This window comes from Phaeobacter sp. QD34_24 (genome assembly GCF_028890115.1).
Classification (GTDB): domain Bacteria; phylum Pseudomonadota; class Alphaproteobacteria; order Rhodobacterales; family Rhodobacteraceae; genus Phycobacter.
Window position 1 is genome coordinate 34,206 of record NZ_JARCJD010000019.1, and the last position, 15,458, is coordinate 49,663.

Genomic DNA, 15,458 nt, shown 5'->3' on the forward strand with positions numbered 1-15,458 from the left:
CTACAGCCCCCCGCCGTTCATTTCCCTGATCCGCCACCAGTCTTCCACCGCGTTTTGCGACATCCGCACCGTCGGACGTTCTGCAATACGCATATCCACCGCCGCCACGTCGCGTTCAAGCAGATCCTTCACTTCGCTGACCACAATTACCCGCTCCAGTGCCTGCACCGGGTTTACCTCGGGCAGAAGAATGCGCTGTCCACGGTCCAGAACCACGTCCCAGCGCCGTTCGCCGACCCGCACCAAACCGCGCATCCGCGCGCCCAGCGGGGCGGCCGCTGCAAAGAGCTTCAGCGCCTCGGCCGCCTTGGCATCGGCACCGCGCCCGGCAATCAGCGGCAGGCCCGGATGCAGGCTGCGCCGACCCAATTCGGCCACATGGGCGCCGGTTTCGTCCAGAAGCGCCAGCCCGTCACGGCTGCGCCAGATCAGGGCCGGCTGACGCTCTTCCACATCGACCTGCAGGATACCACCCGGGCGAATGCGTACGCTGGCTGTCTTCACCGGGTCCAGGCCCTCGATCACATCCCGGATCTGCGCCAGATCCAGGTCAAATGAGCTGAGCGGAAAATCAAGCGAGACCACCTCGCGGATGTCCTCCGAGACGCTGCTGCCCGCCCCATCGATGGCCATCACGTTGACGCGGAATTCCGGACGATCCTCGATCGAGGCACGGATGGAATGCACCGTGCCCAGAACCGCATCGCGCCGTCCTTCATCGGCCAGGAAGGCGCTTGCCGCTGCGAAAACCAGGCAGAAGGGCACGCCAAAGCGCAGTCCGAACCGGATGCCGGGTGTCAGCATCCAGCGCTGCAAACGGTATTTCAGTCGCGATGGCGCCGGATCTGCCGCGGCAGCGCCCTGCCCCGTGATCTTGCCTGTGATCTTGCGCCGGATCAGCGACCGCATGAGGCATCCTCCACCATCCAGGCGCACATCTGGCCAAAACTCATGCCAACCACAGAGGCCTGTTCCGGCGTCAGGGAGGTCGGCGTCATTCCGGGCTGGGTGTTGGTCTCAAGCAGGACCAGCCCCGCCGCGCCCTTGCTGTCGTCCCAGCGAAAGTCGGTGCGGCTGACACCACGGCAGCCCAGCGCCTGATGGGCGCGAAGCGCATAATCGAGGCACATATCGAAGATATCAGCGGGGATATTGGCGGGCATTTCATGACGTGACCCACCCGGGGCGTATTTTGCATCGTAGTCATACCAGCCATCGGTCAGGATCTCGGTCACGCTGAGGGCACGATCCCCCATCACCGTCGCGGTCAGCTCGCGCCCCGGCACATAGGCTTCGACCATGAGCTGATCGGGCATCTCATCCGCAAGCACCGGAGGGCCATTGGCGGCTTCATGCACCAGGTAGATCCCGACGCTGGAGCCTTCGTTGTAGGGCTTGACCACATATGGCGGCTCCATGACATGCGACGCCGCAACAGCGGATTTTTCGAACAATCCACCGGGCGCCACAGGAAGGCCCGCCTGCGCATAGACCTGTTTGGCCTTTTCCTTGTCCATCGCCAGGGCCGAGGCCAGAACGCCGGAATGGGTATAGGGCAGCCCCATCCATTCCAGCAGGCCCTGAACGCAGCCATCCTCGCCCCAGCGGCCATGCAGGGCATTGAACACCACATCGGGCCCTGCGGCCTCAAGCCGGGCGCAGAGGTCGGAACCTGCGTCCACTTCGATCACCTGGTAGCCTTCGCCCCTCAGCGCGGCGGCGCATTCACGCCCGGAAGACAGGGACACCTCGCGCTCAGCCGAGGGGCCGCCCATCAATACCGCCACTTTCGGGAGTGTCCTGCTCGACTCACTCACCACAAGCGCCTCAATGTTATCGGGCTTTGCGCCCCTGTTTCTTGGGACCGGTTTTGGTCCGCTTTTTGCCTAGGTCACCTGCGGCAGCAGCCACGACAACCCTGTAATTCTTATCGGAGGCAATACCGCCGAGGATGGATCATAAGATGATCCCCCTTCGGCCATTATTACGCCGGAACAGTTACCGGGGTATTAACGCCCTCTTTACCATGCTTAATGGATTCGCATTTTTATTAAACCGATTAAGCCATGGCGATCCAGCCAAATCAACGGCGACCCGCGCATTGAGCGGTATTTGCCAATCGCTGCATCCTTGCGGTCACTTTGAGGCCGGATCGGGCAGCGGTTCACCAATGCGCATGATCTCCCACTGCAGGGTTATCCCGGAGTTTTCAAAGACCTTTTGGCGCACCGTTTCACCCAGCCCTTCCAGATCCGCCGCGCTGGCATTGTCCGCGTTGATCAGGAAGTTCGGGTGTTTCTCGCTCATCTGCGCCCCGCCCAGGCGTGCGCCGCGCAGCCCCGCATCATCGATGACCTTCCAGGCCTTCAGATCATGCACGTCCCCCGCCTGCCCGGTCGAGGAATAACCCGCCGGGTTGCGGAAGGTGGAGCCGGCCGAGCGGTCCTTGACCGGCTGGGTCTCGTCGCGCTTTCTCAGCTGCTCTTCCATGCGGGCATGCAAGGCACCGGGCTCCCCCTGCGGCGCCTTGAACCGGGCCGAGACCAGAACCGCGCCGTCGGGAAACTGCGTCTGACGATAGGCGAACTGCAGATCCTCTGCGTGCACCTCCTTTACCTCGCCCGCGCGGGTGACCACGGTGGCCGACTGGAAGACATCCGCCGTGTAAGAGCCATAACAGCCCGCATTCATCCGCACCGCGCCGCCGATGGAACCGGGAATGGTCCGCAGAAAGGTCAGGTCCAACCCCGCATCGGCGGCCTTGCGCGCCACATGGGCATCCAGCGCCGCAGCGCCGACGGTGACGGTATCGCCCTCGACCTCGATCTGGTTGAAGCCGCGCCCCAGCCGGATCACCACCGCCCGGATGCCACCATCACGCACGATCAAGTTCGACCCCACGCCCATGGGAAAGACCTCTACCTCCGCAGGCAGGACCCGCAGGAAGTCCTGAAGATCCGCAAGGTCGGCAGGTTGGAACAGCACATCCGCAGGGCCGCCCACGCGCAGCCAGGTGAGGTCCGCGAGGCTGCGCCCCTCGGTCAGGCGTCCGCGCACTTGGGGGAGGGAATTGGAGATATCGGTCATGTCAGGTCGCTCGTTCGCTTTCATGCAGGGTGTACGGCAAACCCGAAGAGGAGAAAAGGGTCGCAACGGAGCGGCAGATGGCTCTGAACTCAGCTTTGCAACAGGATCCGGCGCAGCCAGCGGCCGAAATAGATCACCGGCCAACGCAACACGCTCATGCCCGCGATCAGCACCGCCAACCCCCACCAGGGGCCGTTCTCATAGGTCACATAGCCAAGGAGCGGGATCCCGACAGCGATCAGCCCATAGGCGCGGCGCCAGTGGTTGTCGCGGCTGGGCAACATCGCCAGAAGGTTCGCCGCGAAGGCCCAAAGCGCCGCCAGGGTCAGGGACAGGGTCACAGCATCCCCCCCAGCGCCGTGATCAGCGCGATGGCAGAGAGGACAAGACCGACGACCGGCACCGCCATCGGCACCTCGAAGGGCGCAGCCGGGGCGCGGCGTTTCTGCAGGATCAGGGCGAGGTTCACCAGGACGAAGACCGACAGCAGCACCGAAGATGTCACCTCGGCCAGGCGGTCCACAGAAAAGAACAGCCCCGTCAGGATCACGGCAGCACCCAGCACGATGGTGGCCAGAACCGGTGTGCCAAACCGGGGGTTCGCATGGCGAAAGACTGCCAAACCGGGCGTACGTTTACCCAAGCCGAACAGCACCCGCGAGGCCATGACGATCTGCGCCAGAACCCCGTTGAGCGCGGCAAAGACCGCGATATAGGAGAGGAAATCGGGGCTCGTGCCGCGCGCCACCTGCCAGACCAGCGCCAGCGGGCTGGTGGATTGCGACAGTGCGTTCACCGAAACCGTGCGCACCGCCGCCCAGCAGACCAGCGCGTAAATCACCGATGTGATCGCCAGCGACAACAGGATCGCCCGTGGCAGGCTGCGGGTCGGCTCTGACACCTCCTCGGCCATGTTGACGATATCCTCGAAACCGATGAAGGCAAAGAAGGCCAGAACCGCACCAAGGCCAAGCCCCGCCATGATCGACATCTCCGGCAAGGTGGCGGGTGCGGCCCAATCGGCGGAAGGTTCTGCGGTGCCCCCGGCCCAGATCACCAGGGCAAGGCCCACCAGTTCGATGGCGGTGAAAACCGCTGCCAGCGACAGGCTTTCCAGCACGCCGATCACAGCCACCCCCACGAGCATCAGCCCCATGACCACGATTGCCAGGGCGCTGTCCACACCTGTCGCAGCGGTCAGATATCCGGCACCACCGCGTAAGACGGCTCCGGCCGAAACGGTTCCCGCGACCACCACCGCAAGCCCCACGAACAGCGCCATGGCTTGCGAGGAAAACCCCTGCCCGACAAAGGCGGCCTCTCCGGCGGCTTCGGGCAAGCGGGTGGAAAACTCGGCATAGCTCAGCGCGGTCGGGGCTGCGATCAGCCCGGCCAGGACAAAGGACAGCGGCGCCCAGATCCCGGCATCCGCGACAACGGCGCCGACCAGCACATAGATCCCCGCCCCCACCATGACACCGACACCGTAGGCGGTCAGAAGTCCCAGTCCGATCCGGCGTTTCAACGGCTCTGCCATGGGGTACTCCCTTGTTCGGTATCAGGTTTGACTCTTGTTGAGGCGCGCGGGCAATCCGTTGGCCCAGGCGCTGATCGTCCCCGCCCCAAGGCAGACCACCATGTCGCCCGGCCGGGCCTGTTCGCGCACCAATCGCTCCAGATCATCTTCGCTCAAGATGGCACGGGCATGACGGTGACCATGGCGAATGAGCCCCGCCACCAGATCATCGCGGCTGGCGCCCTCGATCGGGTCCTCTCCGGCGGCAAAGACCTCGGCAATGGCAACCACATCGGCATCGTTGAAACAGGAGCAGAAGTCATCAAACAGAGACGACAGCCGCGAATAGCGGTGCGGCTGATGCACGGCGATGACGCGGGCATCGCTGTCGGCGCCAATCGCCTGGCGCGCCGCCTTCAGCACGGCGGCGATCTCTACCGGGTGATGGCCGTAGTCGTCGATGATGGTGACGCCGTCCACCTCGCCCACCTTGGTGAAGCGGCGGTTGACCCCGCCGAATGCAGCCAGCGCCGTGCGGATCTCATCCCCGTTCATGCCCAGATGGCGCGCAACGGCCACCGCCGACAGCGCGTTGGAGACATTGTGATCGCCCGGCATCGGCAGGGTGCAACCTTCGATCTTTTTGCCTTCGGATTGAAGCAAGATGTCGAAATGGGCAACACCGGCCTTGTAGGTCAGGTTCACCGCGCGCACATCGGCCTGGGCATTGAAGCCATAGGTGACAACACGGCGGTCGGTGATGCGCCCCACCAGGGCCTGCACCTCGGGGTGGTCGGTGCAGCAGACGGCAACACCATAGAAGGGAATGTTGGAGACGAAGTTGTAGAACCCGTCGCGCAGGGTATCGAAGTCACCCCAATGTTCCATATGCTCGGGGTCGATATTGGTGACCACGGCGATGGTCGCGGGCAGGCGGTTGAAGGTGCCGTCGCTTTCATCGGCTTCGACCACCATCCATTCTCCCTGCCCCATGCGCGCGTTCGACCCATAGGCGTGGATGATGCCGCCATTGACCACGGTGGGATCGAAATGCCCCGCCACCATCAGCTCTGCCATCATGGTGGTGGTGGTCGTCTTGCCGTGGGTTCCGGCAATGGCGATGTTGGATTTGAGCCGCATCAACTCGGCCAGCATCTCGGCCCGGCGCACGATGGGCAGGCCACGGCGGCGTGCCTCGTCCAGTTCCGGATTGCCGGGTTTGATCGCAGAGGAGATCACCACCACCTCGGCGTCCTCAAGGTTCTCGGCCCGCTGGCCTTCGAAGACCAGCGCCCCCAGGGTTTCCAGCCGCTGGGTGATCTTGGAGGATTTCAGGTCCGATCCCTGCACCACATAGCCAAGGTTCAACAAGACCTCGGCAATGCCCGACATGCCGATACCGCCAATGCCGACGAAATGGATCGGGCCGACGTCTCCGGGCAGTTTGGTGGCTGGTGTCATGATCTCTGTTATCCTTTTTCGGCCAGCTGCTCGACCTCGGCCACCAGACGATCGGTGGCATCGGGAACGCCGGTGCTAAGTGCTGCATTTGCCATCTGAGTGGCCGCATCCGGGTTGCTCAGAACGGCCGAGATCTGCTCTGACAGGGCCGAAACGTCAAGAGCGCTTTCCGGAATGAGAATGGCTCCGCCTGCATCGACCAGCCCGCGCGCGTTGGCGGTCTGATGATCTCCGGCAGCCGCGGCAAAGGGAATGAGGATCGATGGCCGCCCGATGACCGAGATATCCGCAACGGAAGAGGCCCCCGAGCGCGAGATCACCAGCTGCGCCTCGCTCATCCGGGCTGGCACATCATGGAAGAACGGCTGAACATCCGCCTGGATGCCGTGCTCGGCATAGAATGCGCTGACCCGTTCGCCATCTTCATCGCGCGCCTGATGCGAGACGCGCAGATGCTGGCGGAGGCCTTCGGGCAGGGCCGCAATGGCGCCGGGCACCACGTCGGACAGGATGCGCGCACCCTGGCTGCCGCCCATCACCAGCACCGACATCGGATAATCGCCGGGCGGGATATAGGCGGCACCTGCGCGCTCCAGCACGGCGCCACGGACCGGGTTGCCCACATGAACGCCGTTTGCACCTTCCGGCAGCGCGGTCGGCCAAACACCACAGGCCACCTCGGCCACGCGTTTGGCAAAGAGCTGGTTCACGCGCCCCAGAATACCGTTCTGTTCATGGATCATCCGCGGCAGCCCCAAAAGCGTTGCCGCGCCCAGCGCCGGAATGGACGGATAACCACCAAAGCCGATCACCGCATCGGGCCGGTCCCGACGCATCTGCAAAGCCATGCTGGCGATGCCGCCGGCAATCTTCGGCCCGACCATGGCCTTGGCCAGAAGCCCGCCACGGGCAAAGGTCGCCGAGGAGACCTCGGTGATCTCAACACCATCCGGGAAGGCGCCAGTATAGCGGGCACCGCGCGCATCGGTCGACAGTTTCACCCGCCAGCCCTTTGCCAGCATCGCCTCGGCCAGGGCCTGGGCCGGGAACATATGCCCGCCCGTGCCGCCTGCCGCCATCAAGAGCAATCTCTCAGTCATTCCACCCCCGCCTGTCGTCCCTGCTGCCTCAGCCGCGCCCGCTTCCGCGCAGGTAGTCCGCGATCTCACCCTGGGGCCGCGCCCGGGTAAAGGCCAAGAGCATCCCCATGGCAATGCCCGTCGCGATCAGGGAAGAGCCGCCGTAGCTGACGAAGGGCAGGGTCATGCCCTTGGCCGGCAACAGCCGCACGGCAACCCCCATGTTGATCATCGCCTGAACGCCAAAGATGCACACAAGGCCGGTGCCCGCAAGGCGCACGAAGGTATCGCGTTCCCGCATCAGTCGGAACAGGGAGCGCACCACCACGGTGGCATAGAGGCCGATCAGCACCATGACCAAAACCAGGCCGTATTCCTCGGCGGCCACGGCCACGATGAAATCGGTATGCGCGTCAGGAAGCGACCATTTCACCTGCCCTTCGCCGACACCAACACCAAAGAGCCCGCCCTCGCGGATCGCATTGGTGGCATAGCCCAGCTGCGTGGTAGGGTCGACATCGGGGCTGAGGAAGCCATCGATGCGGCGGGCAAAATGCTCGGAATTGGAATAGGCCAGAATTCCGCCCAGCACCACCGCGCCTGCCATCCCCACCAGCAGCAGCATCGGCGCCCCTGCCACGAAATACATAACCCCCCATCCGAACAGCGTCAGCGAGGCCTGGCCGAAATCGGGCTGCATCACCAGCATCAGAACCACGCTCAGGCAGAGACCAAAGGAAATCAGCGTGCCCGGCGGCCCGTTGATCTGCTGGCTGGAGGCGATCATCCAGGCGGCAACCACCACGAAACCGGGCTTCAGGAACTCGGACGGCTGCAAAGAGGCAAAGCCCAGCGAATACCAGCGCACAGCCCCCTTGCCGAAATCGGTACCAAAGATCGGCAAAAAGGCCAGCGCCACAAAGGCAAAAGCAAAACCGATGATCGCAAGGCGCCGCACCAGCGTCGGAGACATCATCGAGGTCAGCACCATGGCCACCAGGGCAACGCCCCCAAAGACCGCCTGACGTTGCACATAGTGGAAATTGTCAAAACCGTTGCGCTCGGCCAGGGGCACCGAGGCCGCAAGCCCCAGCAAGAGCCCCAGCACGAAAAGCATCAGGACCGAGGACATGGTCCACTTGTCCAATGTCCGCCACCATTTGGGAAGGATGGGTTCGCCCGATTGCACGGGAACCGCACCATAGACCATCTCAGTCATGGAAACACCGCTACTGTCTGCCTCGTGATCCGCCCCGTTTTCGGGGTCTATGGGGGAACAGTAGCCTGAAAACACCGCTCAGGCCAGTGTGATGATTCGCCAGCGGCAGGTTTTTGCACCCTCAGGCCGCAGAACACCCGCTCTTGCGCCATCGAGCGTTCCGTGGTCGATGCCCTCATGCAGTTCAACACGGTGATTCTGGGGGCCGGTGCGGCCGGAATGATGTGCGCTGCCCATACGGGCGGCGACACGCTTGTGGTGGATCACGCCAAGGCACCCGGCGAGAAGATCCGCATTTCCGGCGGCGGGCGCTGTAATTTCACCAATCTCTACGCCGAGCCCGCCAACTACATCTCCGCCAATCCCCATTTCTGCAAATCGGCCATGGCCCGCTACAGCCAATGGGATTTCATCGCACTGGTAGAGCGCCACGGCATCGCCTGGCACGAAAAGACCCTGGGCCAGCTGTTCTGCGACGGCTCCGCCAAGCAGATCGTCTCGATGCTGGCGTCCGAAATGGCGCGAGCGGGCGCCGATCTGTGGCTGCAGACCGAGATCGAAGACGTCACGCATGCGGGCGAAGCCTTCACCCTGTCGTTGCTCAAGGATGGGAAAGCGCAAACCGTCACCTGCCGCAACCTGGTGCTCGCCACCGGCGGCAAGTCGATCCCCAAGATGGGCGCCACCGGCCTGGCCTATGACATCGCGCACCAGTTCGGCCTGCCTGTGACCGAGGTCCGCCCCGGCCTGGTGCCCTTCACCTTCCCTGAGGGGCGGTTTTCCGCCCTGGCCGGTGTCTCCCTGCCCGCACGCCTGTCCAATGGGCGCGCCAGCTTTGACGAGGCGCTTCTGTTCACCCATCGCGGCCTGTCTGGCCCTGCGGTGCTGCAGCTCTCCTCCTACTGGCGCGAGGGCGAGGAGATCTCGGCAAACCTTGCGCCGCAGATTGACCTCTTTTCTCTCCTGCGCAGCCAGCGGCAATTGGCTGGCAAACGCGCCATCGCAACCGAACTCGCCCGCCACCTGCCCGCCCGGCTGGTGGACTATCTGAAAGAGGCACTGGCCCCGGCGCATGACCTGTCCGCGCGCCTCGCCGACCAATCGGATGCCGCCCTGCAGGCCCTCTGCGACCAGCTTTGCGACTGGCAGCTGACCCCGGGCGGCACCGAAGGCTACCGCACCGCCGAAGTGACCCTGGGGGGCATCGTTACCGATGCACTCTCCTCCAAGACGATGGAGGCAAAATCACGCCCCGGCCTTTACGCCATCGGCGAAGCGGTGGATGTGACCGGCTGGCTCGGCGGCTACAACTTCCAATGGGCCTGGGCCTCGGGGCATGCCGCAGGTACAGCCATCGCCGCCAAACGCTGATCCCCGTCACAGGCTTCCCGCACAGTCTCCCCGCTGTGGAATTCCGATCCGCTTGGGTGAGCCCGAAGCCCCTACAGGTTTTCCAACCTGCGTGTCACTTCCGCGATGAAGTCATCCCCGCGCTGTTCAAAATTGTCGTATTGATCGAAACTCGCCGCCGCCGGGGCCAGCAGAACGGTATCGCCTTCCTCGGCATCCCGCATCGCGCGGGCCACCGCCTCTGCCATGGTCGTGCAGACCTCGGCCTCCACATCCAACTGCAGTGCAAAGCCTGCTGCCTCCCGGCCAATCACATAGGCCTTGCGCACCGCACCGGTCTGCCCTTTCAAGGCCTCAAGCCCGCCATCCTTTTCCAGGCCACCGCAGATCCAGCGAATATTCTTGAAGGCACTCAGCGCCTTGACCGCACTGTCCACATTGGTGGCCTTGCTGTCATTGACGTAGCGCACTCCATTTGCGTCAGCGATAGTCTGGCTGCGATGGGGCAGACCCGGATAGCTGGCAAGCCCGCCTTCGATCATACGCGGCGCCAGCCCCAGCGCCCGCGCCGCCGCATAGGCCGCACAGGCATTCTGATGGTTATGCGCCCCCGGCAGCCCCTGCATCGCGCGCAGGTCAATCGAGGCCACCTGGCGCCCCTTGCGGTATTCGCTGAGAAACCCCTTGCGGGCAAAGACCTGCCAGCCCGGCCCGGTCAGCTTCTGCGCCGCCGAAATGCGGATCACCCGATCATCGCTTGCCGCCTCCGAGAGTTGCCCGGCCAGGAACAGCCCCTCCGCCTCATCGACGCCAATGATGGCGCGATCCGGTCCGCCTTCGGCAAACAGGCGCCGCTTGGCCGCGAAATAACCACCCATGCCGCCATGCCGGTCCAGATGGTCGGGACTGAGGTTGGTGAAGACCGCCACATCCGGTGTCAGTGCGCGCGCCAGTTCGGTCTGATAGCTCGACAGCTCCAGCACCACGACGCCGCCATTGCCCGGCGGGTCGATATCCAGCACCCCGCGTCCGATATTGCCCGCCATCTGGCTGTCCCGGCCCGCTTCCTCGAGAATGTGCTGCAACAGGGCCACCGTGGTGGACTTGCCGTTCGATCCGGTCACCGCCACCACCTTGGGCGGCTGATCGAACTCGTCCCACTCCGAGGTTGCCACCGAGCGGAAGAACAACCCGATGTCATTGTCCACCGGCACCCCCGCCAGAAGGGCCGCACGCACCACCGGATTGGGCCTGGGATAAAGATGCGGAATACCGGGCGAGACGATCAGCGTCGCCACCTCGTCAAAGGCGCCCGCGCGGGTCAGATCGGCGCATTGGAACCACTCTGCCTCGGCCCGCTCCCGCGCGCTCGGGTTGTCATCCCAGCAGACCGGAACCGCGCCGCCCTCGCGCAGGGCGCGCGCCGTGGCAAGGCCGGACCGGCCCAATCCCAGAACGGCGACCTTTGCCCCTTCAAAGCCTCTCACAGGGATCATGCCCAGCCTCACTCTTTGATCAAATTTCGGCGCAGAGTGCACCGGCGAAAACGGCTTTGCAAGACATCACACGAGGCGCCCGCACGCGCCGCAAGGCGCGTGCCATGCCCAACCCCTGGCAGGCGGGATTGCCCGCGTGACAGGGGGCGGGAGTGTTCCCTTTTCAGAAACGCAGAAGGAGGCCGAAGCCCCCTTCCTCAGACCGCTTTTTCAGGTGCTCAGCGCACTTTCAGCGTGGCAAGCCCGATCATCGCCAGGATCAGCGAGATGATCCAGAAACGGATCACGATGGTGGGTTCTGCCCAGCCCTTCTTCTCATAGTGGTGATGGATCGGCGCCATCAGGAAGACGCGCTTGCCGGTGCGCTTGAAGTAAAGCACCTGGATAATGACCGAAAGCGCCTCGACCACGAACAAACCGCCTACGATGGCCAGAACCAGCTCGTGCTTGGTCGCGACCGCAATGGCGCCCAGGGCACCGCCCAGCGCCAGCGAACCGGTATCGCCCATGAAAACCGCTGCAGGCGGCGCATTGTACCACAGGAACCCAAGTCCCGCACCGAACAGAGCCGCGGCGAATATCAGGATCTCTCCGGTACCGGGCACATAATGCACGTCCAGATATTCGGTGAAATCGACCCGCCCCACCGCATAGGCAATCACACCCAGGGTGCCGCCCGCGATCATCACCGGCATGATCGCCAGACCGTCCAGACCATCGGTCAGGTTCACCGCATTGGCCGCCCCCACGATCACACAGATCGAAAACGGCACATAGAACAGACCCAGGTTGATCAGCGTGTCCTTGAACACCGGCAGCGCCAGCTGGTTCTGAAGCCCCGCCGGGTGATAGGCCGCCGCCCACAGCGCCGCGATGATGGCAATCAGAATACCAAGCGCCAGGCGCACCTTGCCCGGCACCCCAGCGGTATTCTGCTTGGAGACCTTAGCATAATCATCGGCAAACCCGATAAGCGCGAAGGCCAGGGTCACGAACAGCACCAGCCAGACGAAAGGATTGTCCCAGCGCGCCCACAAGAGCGTCGAGGTGATCAGCGCGCCCACGATCAGCAACCCGCCCATGGTCGGCGTGCCCGCCTTGGACAGATGCCCTTCGGGACCGTCATCCCGGATCGGCTGCCCCTTGCCCTGGCGCTTGCGCAGCACATTGATCAGCGGCTGGCCGAACAGGAAGCCAAAGACCAACGCCGTCATGAAAGCACCGCCCGCACGGAAGGTGATATAGCGGAAAAGGTTGTAGAAATCACCGCCATCCGACAGCGCTGTCAGCCAATAAAGCATCTCAGCCGGTCCTCACTTGCTAATGTTCACATCAGAGTTCTGGCTGCCATGGCCCAAATCGCGGATGCCGTCAACGATGGATGCCAGTTTCATGCTGAGCGATCCCTTGACCAGCACCACATCGCCAGCCCCGATCTGCCGGGGCAGGTCAGCGCGCGCCTCGGCGCTTGTCGCGTGCCAGCTGCCCCGTTTTTGCTCGGGCAGCGCCTCGAACAGGCTGCGCATCAGCGGCCCGATGCAATGGATCTGATCGGCGGTGTCCAGGGCCGGATGCTGCGCCAGCGCGCCATGCAGCTCCGTTTCCTGCGGCCCCAATTCCTTCATGTCGCCCAGATAGGCGATGCGTCGCCCGCCTGCCTCCACCGGGGTCGCCGCCAGCACATCCAGCGCCGCCCTGACCGAGGTCGGATTGGCATTGTAGCTGTCATCCAGCAGCAGCACCCGCCCGCCGGACAGCACAACGCTCTCTCGCGCACCGCGCCCGGTGACCGGCGACCACAGCGCAAGGCTGGCAATGGCACGATCCAGATCCGCGCCCAGCGCCTCGGCACACAAGAGCGCCCCCAGCGCGTTCATGGCAAAATGCGCGCCCAGAGACTGGATATGCAACTCGGCCTCCTGCCCCAGGATCTGGGCCTCGGCAACGGTTTCCTCGCCGCTCAGGCCCACCTCCAGCAGGCGCGCGTCTGCGCCCGCATGGCCGAACCAGCGCATCGCAGTGCCGCGTTCTTCCGCAACCTCCCGCAGGATCGAAGCCTCATCGATATCGGCATTGAGGACTGCCACGCCGCCCGGCTCCAGCCCCTCCAGGATCGAGGCTTTTTCGCGGGCGATCCCGGCGACATCCTCGAAAGCCTCAAGGTGCACGGCTGCCACGGTGGTGACCATCGCCACATGCGGGCGGGCCTGGCGCGCCAGCGGTGCGATCTCACCGGGATGGTTCATGCCGATCTCGATCACCGCGAACTCGGTGTCGCGCGGCATCCGCGCCAGGGTCAGCGGCACGCCCCAATGATTGTTGTAACTGGCCACGGCAGCATGGGTGCGGCCCTGATCGCTGAGGATGCGCGCCAGCATTTCCTTAGTCGAGGTTTTCCCAACCGAGCCGGTCACGGCAATCACACGGGCCTCTGTGCGGGCGCGGGCGGCACGGCCCAAAGCCTCCAGCCCCGCCTGCACGTCTTCGACCAGCAACAGCGGTGCGCCCTCGGACAAACCGTCGGGAACGCGCGACACCAGTGCCGCCCCTGCCCCGGCCTGCAGCGCCTGCGCCACGAAATCATGGCCATCCCGTGCGGCCTTCAAGGCCACGAAGAGATCGCCCGGCTGCAGGCTGCGGGTGTCGATGGACACGCCGGAAACGCTCCAGTCACCAATCGCCTGTCCGCCGGTGGCGGCGGCAGCTTCGGCAGAGGTCCAGAGCAGAGTGTTCATACGATTTTCCCATCCAGTGCCGCGACCGCCATACTGGCCTGTTCCACATCATCGAAGGGCAGAATATCGCTGCCGACGACCTGCCCGGTCTCATGCCCCTTACCGCAGACCAGCAAGGCATCGCCCGGTTCCAGCGCAGCGACGCCGCGCAGGATCGCCTCGGCGCGGTCGCCGACCTCAAGAGCCTCCGGCGCGCCGCCCTTGACGGCGGCGCGGATCACCGCCGGGTCCTCGCTGCGCGGGTTGTCATCGGTCACGATGACCATATCGGCATTGTCATGCGCCGCCTTGCCCATCAGCGGGCGCTTACCGGCATCGCGATCGCCGCCCGCACCGACAATGGCGATCAGGCGCCCCAGCACATGCGGGCGCAGCGCCTTGATCGCGGTGGCCACGGCATCCGGCGTATGGGCATAATCCACAAAGACCGAGGCGCCATTGTCCCGCGTCGCCGCAAGCTGCATGCGCCCGCGCACCGTGGTCAGCTCGTGCAGGGTTTCAAAGACGCGCTCCGGCTGTTCGCCGCTGGCGATCACCAGACCGCAGGCCATCAGAACGTTCTCGGCCTGAAAGCCGCCTATCAGGTTCAGCCGCGCCATGAAGGGGCGGTCGTGCCAGGAAAACCGGATATCCTGGCCGGTGCCATCATAGCGCTGCCCGACAAGGGAAAAATCGCCAAGACCGCGACCCACGGTGATCACCTCTTGGCCGCGCGCGGCGGCAATGGCGCGCATCTCGGCGCCGCGGGGATCATCCATGTTGATCACCGCAACGCCCTCTTCCGGCAGCACCCGGCGGAACAGCCCGGCCTTGGCGGCAAAGTATTCCTCGAAGGTGTGGTGATAATCCAGGTGATCCTGGGTGAAATTGGTGAACCCCGCCGCCGCCAGGTCAACGCCATCAAGGCGGCGCTGATCCAGCCCATGCGAGGAAGCCTCCATCGCGGCATGGGTCACACCGGCAGAGGCGGCTGCCGCCAAGGCGCGGTGTAGAGTGATCGGTTCCGGCGTGGTATGGGCCAGAGGAAAGCTCCAGGCGCCCTCGACCCCGGTGGTGCCGAGGTTTACCGCCGCGTGCCCCAGCGCCATCCAGATCTGGCGCACGAAGGTCGCAACCGAAGTCTTGCCATTTGTGCCGGTGACCGCGACCATGGTCTGCGGCTGGGCCCCGAACCAGAGCGCCGCCGTATAGGCCAGCACCTGACGCGGATCCTCCACCACGATCAGCGCGGCATGGCTTTTCGCCAACGCCCCCTGCGCCAGATCGGCACCGGCCGCATCGGTCAAGACGGCAGCCGCACCCTGTTCCAATGCGGCCGTGATGAAATTGGCGCCATGTACCGTGGAGCCGGGAAGGGCTGCGAACAGGGCTCCCTCGCCCACCCTGCGGCTGTCCACCACCAGGTCCGAGATCACCGGATCGGCGCCGCCCCGCGCGGTCAGCCCCAGTTGGCTCAATGGCCGCGGGTTGGGCCTGTGCTGTTCGGAATTGCGGCTCATGGGGGCACCTCGCCTC

The 15,458-nt window shown here is 64.5% G+C and carries 13 protein-coding genes; 1 reads left to right on the top strand and 12 read right to left on the bottom strand.

Annotated elements, in window-relative coordinates:
- The 8 genes from PXK07_RS15095 to ftsW form a co-directional block, all read right to left on the bottom strand.
- Entirely contained in the window at window positions 1–909 is a 909-nt protein-coding gene (locus PXK07_RS15095) for a cell division protein FtsQ/DivIB (RefSeq protein WP_274849170.1), read from the bottom strand.
- Window positions 897–1,817, bottom strand: coding sequence for a D-alanine--D-alanine ligase (locus PXK07_RS15100; protein ID WP_274849171.1), 921 nt, complete (start codon window positions 1,815–1,817; stop codon window positions 897–899). Before PXK07_RS15100 ends, PXK07_RS15095 begins: the two co-directional genes overlap by 13 nt.
- A gap of 319 nt (window positions 1,818–2,136) precedes the next feature.
- Entirely contained in the window at window positions 2,137–3,087 is a 951-nt protein-coding gene (murB, locus tag PXK07_RS15105; RefSeq protein WP_274849172.1) for a UDP-N-acetylmuramate dehydrogenase, read from the bottom strand.
- An 89-nt stretch (window positions 3,088–3,176) separates the two neighbouring features.
- Window positions 3,177–3,428: a DUF2484 family protein gene (locus PXK07_RS15110; RefSeq protein WP_274849173.1), complete on the bottom strand. Its 252-nt coding sequence runs from the start codon at window positions 3,426–3,428 to the stop codon at window positions 3,177–3,179.
- A complete protein-coding gene (locus tag PXK07_RS15115) occupies window positions 3,425–4,624 on the bottom strand; it encodes an APC family permease (RefSeq protein ID WP_274849174.1) in 1,200 nt (399 codons plus the stop codon). The genes PXK07_RS15110 and PXK07_RS15115 overlap by 4 nt, the downstream gene beginning before the upstream one ends.
- A gap of 21 nt (window positions 4,625–4,645) precedes the next feature.
- Complete coding sequence (murC, locus tag PXK07_RS15120) at window positions 4,646–6,064, bottom strand: UDP-N-acetylmuramate--L-alanine ligase (protein ID WP_274849175.1); 1,419 nt, start codon at window positions 6,062–6,064, stop codon at window positions 4,646–4,648.
- A gap of 8 nt (window positions 6,065–6,072) precedes the next feature.
- Window positions 6,073–7,164 (bottom strand): UDP-N-acetylglucosamine--N-acetylmuramyl-(pentapeptide) pyrophosphoryl-undecaprenol N-acetylglucosamine transferase, encoded by a 1,092-nt coding sequence (locus tag PXK07_RS15125; protein WP_274849176.1) that lies wholly within the window; start codon window positions 7,162–7,164, stop codon window positions 6,073–6,075.
- A gap of 28 nt (window positions 7,165–7,192) precedes the next feature.
- A complete protein-coding gene (ftsW, locus tag PXK07_RS15130) occupies window positions 7,193–8,362 on the bottom strand; it encodes a putative lipid II flippase FtsW (RefSeq protein WP_274849177.1) in 1,170 nt (389 codons plus the stop codon).
- Between the two features lie 177 nt (window positions 8,363–8,539).
- Here ftsW and PXK07_RS15135 point away from each other — a divergent pair, with 177 nt between their 5' ends.
- A complete protein-coding gene (locus tag PXK07_RS15135) occupies window positions 8,540–9,733 on the top strand; it encodes an NAD(P)/FAD-dependent oxidoreductase (protein ID WP_274849197.1) in 1,194 nt (397 codons plus the stop codon).
- A gap of 71 nt (window positions 9,734–9,804) precedes the next feature.
- Here the strand turns inward: PXK07_RS15135 and murD are convergent, their stop codons facing one another.
- The 4 genes from murD to PXK07_RS15155 all read right to left on the bottom strand — a co-directional run bounded on the left by murD (window position 9,805) and on the right by PXK07_RS15155 (window position 15,442).
- The gene (gene murD / locus PXK07_RS15140) at window positions 9,805–11,208 is read right to left on the bottom strand and encodes a UDP-N-acetylmuramoyl-L-alanine--D-glutamate ligase (protein ID WP_274849178.1); all 1,404 of its coding nucleotides are present in this window, start codon (window positions 11,206–11,208) and stop codon (window positions 9,805–9,807) included.
- Window positions 11,209–11,426: 218 nt separating this feature from the next.
- Complete coding sequence (gene mraY / locus PXK07_RS15145) at window positions 11,427–12,509, bottom strand: phospho-N-acetylmuramoyl-pentapeptide-transferase (RefSeq protein WP_274849179.1); 1,083 nt, start codon at window positions 12,507–12,509, stop codon at window positions 11,427–11,429.
- Window positions 12,510–12,521: 12 nt separating this feature from the next.
- Window positions 12,522–13,943, bottom strand: coding sequence for a UDP-N-acetylmuramoyl-tripeptide--D-alanyl-D-alanine ligase (locus PXK07_RS15150; RefSeq protein ID WP_274849180.1), 1,422 nt, complete (start codon window positions 13,941–13,943; stop codon window positions 12,522–12,524).
- Complete coding sequence (locus PXK07_RS15155) at window positions 13,940–15,442, bottom strand: UDP-N-acetylmuramoyl-L-alanyl-D-glutamate--2,6-diaminopimelate ligase (protein WP_274849181.1); 1,503 nt, start codon at window positions 15,440–15,442, stop codon at window positions 13,940–13,942. Before PXK07_RS15155 ends, PXK07_RS15150 begins: the two co-directional genes overlap by 4 nt.
- Between the last annotated feature and the right edge of the window lie 16 nt (window positions 15,443–15,458).